The following is a 6,333-nucleotide window of genomic DNA, read 5'->3' on the forward strand; positions in this document are numbered from 1 at the left end:
GGTGCCGGCCCTAAACCGCCTTCACCGTCACCCGCAGCCCGTCCCGCGGCTTCGGGATCGGCCACATCTGCCAGTCCGGCTTGTAACCCGGCGCCAGCGACACCTCGATGTTCTGCAAAAAGTGCCGCGCGAAGCATTTGGCCTGCATATAGGCGAAGTGCAGGCCGAGGCACATATGCGCGCCGCCGCCGAACGGCACGAAGGCGAAGCGGTGACGGCTACGCTGGGCTTCCTCGGTGAAACGCAAGGGATCGAAGCGGTCCGGCTCCGGCCAGATGTCCTTCATGTGGTGCGTATAGAGCGGGTTGACGCCGACTGCGGTGCCGGCGGGAATCGTATAGCCCTTGAAGGTGAAATCGCGCATCGCCCGGCGCGGCATCGAGGGCACCGGCGGCTTGATCCGCAGCGCCTCCTTGAACGCCATCTCCGACAGCGGCATCTTTTCGAGATCGTCGAAGCTGCTGGGGGCATCAGGAGAAAGCCCGAGCGCCAGAACCTCCGCGCGCAGCCTGTCCTGCCAGTCCGGGTTCGCGGCGAGCTCGCCGATGAAGGAGGTCAGCGACGAGGTCAGGGTGTCGTGCGCGGCCATCATCAGGAAGCTCATGTGGTCGATGATGTCCTGCTCGGAGAGCAGCGCGCCGTCCTCATGGGTGGCGCGGCAGAGCTGCGAGAACAGGTCGTCGCCGCCGTGATTGCCGCGGCGAAGCGGGATCTGCTGGCGGAAATAGGCGACGATGCGCTTGCGCCCCGCAACGCCACGCGCCATCTGCGTGCCCGGCAGCGGCCTGCGGATCGGGGCGACGGCGGCGGCGACCATGTCGACGAAGGCGCGGTTGATCTCGTCGACCTCCGGCCCGATATCGGCGCCGAGGAAGGATGCGGCGGCGAGATCGAGCGTCAGCTGCTTCATCGCCGGATAGAGCTGCATCTCCCCGGGCCTTGCCTTCCACTGCGCAACACGCGCGGCAATGCCGCGATCGAGATCGCTGAGATAGGATTTCATCGGTCCGGACTTGAAGGCGACCGACAGCGTCTTGCGATGCAGCCGGTGCTCGTCGAAATCGAGCAGCATCAGCCCGCGCGGAAACAACAGGCCGAGCACCTTGTTCCACCCATGCGTCGAGGAGAACAGCTTTTGCTGGTCGAACATCACGAGCTCGTTGGCCTCGGGGCCGAGCAGCACGACGTTGGTCTCGCCGAACACATGGGTGCGGTAGACCGGGCCGTATTTGGCGCCGTTCGCCTCGATATGTCCCTTGGGATCGGCGAGCACCTGAAAGGTCTTGCCGATGATCGGCCAGCCTTCATCGCCGGGAATGTGCGTCAGCTCGTTACGCCTCGGTGCAGTGAACGGAAGCGCAGGGGCGGCCACATTCTGCATCGACATGACGATTGCTCCGGTAGGCAGGCCCGGCCAACATAGCACATCCGGGCACGATGACGCTGCGGTCGTCTAGCGCACAAAATCGTCACACACACTATCGTCGTCCCGGCCTAGTGCGCAATTGCGCACGGGGGCCGGGACCCATACTCCCAGGAAGCGTTTGGCGCGAGCTGGCAATGACCAGTCTTCGTCAAACAAAATCCTATGGTTATGGGTCCCGGATCGGCGCGCGCTTTGGCGCGCTTGTCCGGGACGACGAGCGCGTCCTACCGCTTCGCCGCTTCCTTCTGCAGATCCGGCGCGTTGACGGCGGGAATGGCGACGCGGCCGGGGCCGGTCACTTTCAGCGCCTCGGCGGCCTTCTCGTTCTCCATGATCTTGGCCATCACGGCCTGGCCTGCACGTTCGAAGATCGCGCGGTTCTCGATCACGAATTTTTGCGACCTGCGCAGCCCATCGATGTAGCCGTTGATCTCCGGCACGACATAGCGCGCCACCATGTCCCAGCTCCGGCGCGTATTTTCCGGGTTGGCCCAATCGTGCACGAAGCCGATGATGGCGCCGACGCCGCCGGACACTTCCATCACGTTCTTGATGGTTTTGACCAGATCGTCGGGCGTGCCGATGGTGGACGCAGCGCCTTCGACGAAAGCGGTCTTGTCCACGGCTTCATCGGGCGAGGAGAATGCGGTGAGGCCCGGCCTCTGCAGCGTGCCGACATTATATTCGTTGTGCCAGCGCATCAGCCCGGCGCCGGCCTCCTTGCGGGCCTGCTCGCGGGTCTCGGCGATGTGGAAGGTCAGCAGCACGCGCCAGTCGGCGCGGCTCACCTTGGTGCCGTGCTTCTTGGCGGCATCCTCGGCGAACTGCCATTGCTGCTGCAGCGACATCAGGCCCTGCGTCGTCATCGAGCCCAGCGAGATGATACCGATGCCGTATTTGCCGGCGAGCGTCATGCCGGAGGGCGAGATCTGCGAGGCGACAACGAACGGCATCTCTTCCTGCAGCGGCAGGATCTGCAGCGCAGCGTCGTTCATGGTGAACCAGTCGCTCTTGGCGGTGACGCGCTCGCCGTTGAAGAGGCGGCGGATCACGGCGATCGCCTCGTCCTGGCGGTCGCGCTGCGTCATCGGGTCGATGCCGAGCGTGTGTGCGTCGGAGGCCAGCGCGCCGGGACCGGAGCCGAAGATGGCACGGCCGCCGGTCATGTGGTCGAGCTGCACCATGCGCTGGGCGACGTTGAAGGGGTGGTGATAGGGCAGCGAAACGACGCCGGTGCCGAGCTTGATCCGTTTGGTGCGCTCGCCGGCCGCGGCCAGGAACATCTCGGGCGAAGCGATCATCTCCCAGCCGGAGGAATGGTGCTCGCCGCACCAGAACTCGTCATATCCGAGCGCATCCAGCTGCTCGACCAAGTCGAGATCGCGCCGGAACTGCAGCATCGGATGCTCCCCGATCGGGTGATGCGGGGCAAGAAAGGCTCCGAACTTCAGGCGCGCCATGGCGTTCTCTCCGGCTGAATTTTCTGTTTGTTGGGTAGCGTAAGGCTACGTGCCTGATGGCGCGAACGCAATCGCGCGATGTCCCGCGCGACGGAATGCAGCTAAGTGCTGACGCTGGTTCTTCTCCCTCTCCCCGCTTGCGGGGAGAGGGCGGGGTGAGGGGGAGTCTCCGCGGGGACGGAGGTAGTTAGGTTTTCGAGATGGCCCCACACCGTCATTGCGAGCGTAGCGAAGCAATCCAGAAATGCATCCGCGGAGGGATTCTGGATTGCTTCGCTACGCTCGCAATGACGTGCTGAGAGCGTGTCGTTCCAATGGACAGACGACTCGCGGAGATTCCCACTCACCCGGAATTCAAACTGTGTTTGAATTCCGGCCTCTCGCCGCACGCGGGGAGAGGCGAAGAGCGTCGAATCCTACCTCGGAGGTAATCGCGCGGATGATGCCGATCTGCGAGCATCGCCCGCGAATAAATTCCGGAAAGCTCGCGCGCCAATGCATCAAACCGTCACAAAGCCGATCGATTCGACGCGTCGCTGGTGGGTGCTGGCGATCGTCGTCGCCGCCCAGTTCATGTTCGGTGTCGATGCCTTCGTGGTCAACGTCGCGATTCCCACCATCGCCGTCGACCTGCATGCGACGCCGGCGCAGATCGAATCCGTCATCGCGATCTATCTGATCGCCTATGCCACGCTGGTCGTCACCGGCGGAAGGCTCGGCGACATCCATGGCACCAAGACGATCTTCCTGGCCGGCGTGCTCGGCTTCACGGCGACCTCGCTGTGGTGCGGCCTTGCGCAGTCCGGCGTCGAGCTGATCGTCGCGCGGCTGGCGCAGGGGGCGACCGCGGCGCTGATGGTGCCGCAGGTGCTGGCGACGCTGCATCTTTTGTTCACCGACGAGACGCGCAACCGCGCCTTCGCCGTCTACGGCATCGTGCTCGGGCTTGCAGGCGCCGCGGGCTTTCTGCTCGGCGGCCTCCTGGTCACGCTCGATCTCGCCGGCACCGGCTGGCGTTCGGTGTTCTTCGTCAACGTTCCCTTCGGGCTCGTCATCGCCGCGGCGGCCTGGCGCATCATGCCGTCGGTGCCGCGACGGGCCGGCACACGGCTCGATATCAAGGGCAGCATGGTCCTGTTCGCAGGCTTGCTGTGCCTGATCGGGCCGCTGTTGTTCGGTCATGACGTCGGCTGGGCGCCGTGGCTGTGGGCGGTGATGGCGATCGGGGCCGCGATCCTTGTCGCATTCCTGAAGCTCGAACACGCGGTTGCGCGCGCCGGCGGCATGCCGCTGATCGATCTGACGCTGCTCACGGACGCCGCCTTCCTGCGCGGCCTCGGCGCGGCGTTCTTTTTCTTCTTCGCCAATCTCTCGTTCTATCTGGTCATGACGCTGTTCATGCAGCGCGGCCTGAAGATTCCGCCGCTCGCGGCCGGCACGGCCTTCGTCCCGCTCGCGCTCGCCTTCGTCGTAGCTTCGCGTCACAGCGGCGCGCGGGCGCGGCATCGCGGCACCAAGGTGCTGATCGAAGGCTGCGCGCTGCAGATCGCAGGCCTCGGCGCGCTCGCGCTTCTTGTGCTCTATGTTGACACGCCGTCGCCGCTCGCACTCGCGCTCACCATGAGCATCTTCGGTTACGGCCAGGGGCTGGTGATGGCGCCGCTGTCCGGTGCAGTGCTCTCGACGGTAAAGCCTGTCGCCGCGGGCTCGGCCTCCGGCATGTACGGTACGACAGCACAGATCGGAAATGCGGCCGGAGTGGCCGCAATCGGCGCGGTGTTCTTCGCGATCGAATCATTGCAATCAGCGCGCGCAGGATTCTTCGTCTCGCTCGCGCTGTTTGTGACATTAATCATCGTCTGCACCGCATTTCTGACGTGGATGCGCCGCGCATCTGCATCAAGTTGAGGCATTGCGGTTAATACGTGCGGTTTTCCGCAGGATTTCCAGTGATTTTCGCGAGATCGACAGCACACGTCCTTTTTATTTCGCAATGCAGCAACTATCTGGTTGGGCTGTACGTTGAAAGTCGCCCACCAGGAAATTGCCGTGTCGTTAGCCAGAAATGTCGATTTGTTGAGACGTCTGCCAAAGCTGGACGGTCTGCGCTTTGCCGAGTTCGGCCGGAGCCCTGATTCATCCAGCCCGCTGGAAGAGGTCACGGACTTCGGCGACAATCCCGGCGCCTTGCGCATGTTCGCGTTCGTGCCAGCGCAGCTGCAGAAGCCGCGCGCGCTGGTCGTCGTGCTGCATGGCTGCGGACAGACCGCGGCAGGTTACGATCTCGGCGCCGGCTGGTCGACGCTCGCGCGGCATTACGGCTTCGCGCTGCTGATGCCCGAGCAGCAGCGCATCAACAACGGCAACACCTGCTTCAACTGGTTCAATCCGGAAGACACCGCGCGGGACAGCGGCGAGGCGCGCTCGATCCGCGAGATGATCGCGCACATGGCGGATGCGCATCGCATCGATCCCAGGCGCGTCTTCATCACCGGCCTGTCGGCCGGCGGCGGCATGACGTCGGTGATGCTCGCGACCTATCCGGAGCTCTTCGCCGCCGGCGCTGTCATCGCGGGCCTGCCTTACGGCATCGCCTCGAACTTGCGCGAGGCGCTGGACGGCATGTTCCATTCCCCGGCGCGGCCCGCGCGCGAGCTCGGCGATCTCGTGCGCAGCGCCTCCGATCATCGCGGTCCCTGGCCGAAGGTGTCGGTGTGGCACGGCAGCGCCGACCGCACCGTCAATCCCGGCAATGCCAACGAGATCGTCAAGCAGTGGCTGGACCTGCATGATCTGCCCGACGTGCCGATGGCAGAGACCAATGTCGACGGCTATCCGCGCCAGGCCTGGTGGAACAAGGACGGCGAGACGCTGGTCGAGTCCTACGCCATCACCGACATGGCCCACGGCACGCCGCTCGGGCTGGCCGACAACGACCAGCGCTACGGCGTCGAAGGCGCCTTCCTGATCGAGGCCGGCATCTCCTCGTCCTATCACATCGCAAAATTCTTCGGCCTGACCGGCTGGGTCGCGGAGGCGAAGAAGAAAGCGGAGGCAAAGCCGGCGCTGACGCCCGCGCCGCATCTTGCGCGTTCGATCCGCGCAAAGGTCGCCGAGGCGGCCGCCGAGCCGAAGCAACAGGAATCCCGCGGCTTCGATCTAGGCCAGATCATCACGCGCGCCCTGACGGCGGCGGGATTGATGAAATAGTTAGTCGTTCCGCAACCGATACAAACTCCGCCGTCGTCCCGGACAAGCGCGCCCCAAGCGCGCGCAGATCGATCCGGGACCCATACTCCCGGGACCAGGTGAAGCGCGAAGGAGTAACTCCGAGTCCCCGTAACCACGCCTCCCTGTGGTTGATGGTGTGGACGGCCCCCTACGGCATCAGGTGTGCCAGAATGAGGTTGTCACACACCCATTCACAGGAGCCGTCCGTGAGCCAGA

4 protein-coding genes are annotated in these 6,333 nt (G+C 64.6%); 2 read left to right on the forward strand and 2 right to left on the reverse strand.

The annotated features are described in order from the left end of the window. Positions 1 to 10 precede the first annotated feature (10 nt). Entirely contained in the window at positions 11 to 1,387 is a 1,377-nt protein-coding gene (locus tag GGD63_RS38025) for a cytochrome P450 (RefSeq protein ID WP_183250176.1), read from the reverse strand. A gap of 263 nt (positions 1,388 to 1,650) precedes the next feature. Then, entirely contained in the window at positions 1,651 to 2,886 is a 1,236-nt protein-coding gene (locus GGD63_RS38030; protein WP_183250178.1) for an LLM class flavin-dependent oxidoreductase, read from the reverse strand. Between the two features lie 495 nt (positions 2,887 to 3,381). Here GGD63_RS38030 and GGD63_RS38035 point away from each other — a divergent pair, with 495 nt between their 5' ends. Further along, positions 3,382 to 4,794, forward strand: coding sequence for an MFS transporter (locus tag GGD63_RS38035; RefSeq protein WP_183250180.1), 1,413 nt, complete (start codon positions 3,382 to 3,384; stop codon positions 4,792 to 4,794). Positions 4,795 to 4,935: 141 nt separating this feature from the next. Beyond that, positions 4,936 to 6,096 (forward strand): PHB depolymerase family esterase, encoded by a 1,161-nt coding sequence (locus GGD63_RS38040; protein ID WP_183250182.1) that lies wholly within the window; start codon positions 4,936 to 4,938, stop codon positions 6,094 to 6,096. Positions 6,097 to 6,333: the final 237 nt, after the last annotated feature.

Source organism: Bradyrhizobium sp. cir1 (assembly GCF_014198245.1).
Taxonomy (GTDB): Bacteria; Pseudomonadota; Alphaproteobacteria; order Rhizobiales; family Xanthobacteraceae; genus Bradyrhizobium.